This is a genomic window from Citrobacter sp. TBCS-14 (assembly GCF_005280805.1).
Lineage (GTDB): Bacteria > Pseudomonadota > Gammaproteobacteria > Enterobacterales > Enterobacteriaceae > Citrobacter > Citrobacter gillenii.
Genome location: NZ_SZWM01000176.1, coordinates 1 through 241 on the forward strand (window position 1 = coordinate 1; position 241 = coordinate 241).

The following is a 241-nucleotide window of genomic DNA, read 5'->3' on the forward strand; positions in this document are numbered from 1 at the left end:
CGTGGTACTCCGATTTTAGACAACGCGATATGTGGGCCGGACCTGGCTATCGGGCGGCAAAACCGTCATACACTATTTACAGGAAGCAGTAATGAAAGCATTCTCGTTGATTGCTCTGGTGCTGTTACTTTGCGGCTGCTCTACACCGCGCCACGATAGCTCCCGGGATGTAAAACAATTCTATCTCGCGTGGATGTCCGCCTACACACAAGAGCGGGATACATCCGCACTCATGCAACGC

The 241-nt window shown here is 52.3% G+C and carries 2 pseudogenes; both read left to right on the forward strand.

Going from position 1 to position 241, the window contains the following annotated elements:
- Nucleotides 1–92 (forward strand): annotated as a pseudogene (locus tag FDX22_RS30895) (hypothetical protein); the annotation flags it as partial.
- A pseudogene (locus FDX22_RS30900) lies at nucleotides 92–241 on the forward strand (hypothetical protein); the annotation flags it as partial. The pseudogenes FDX22_RS30895 and FDX22_RS30900, both read left to right, overlap by 1 nt.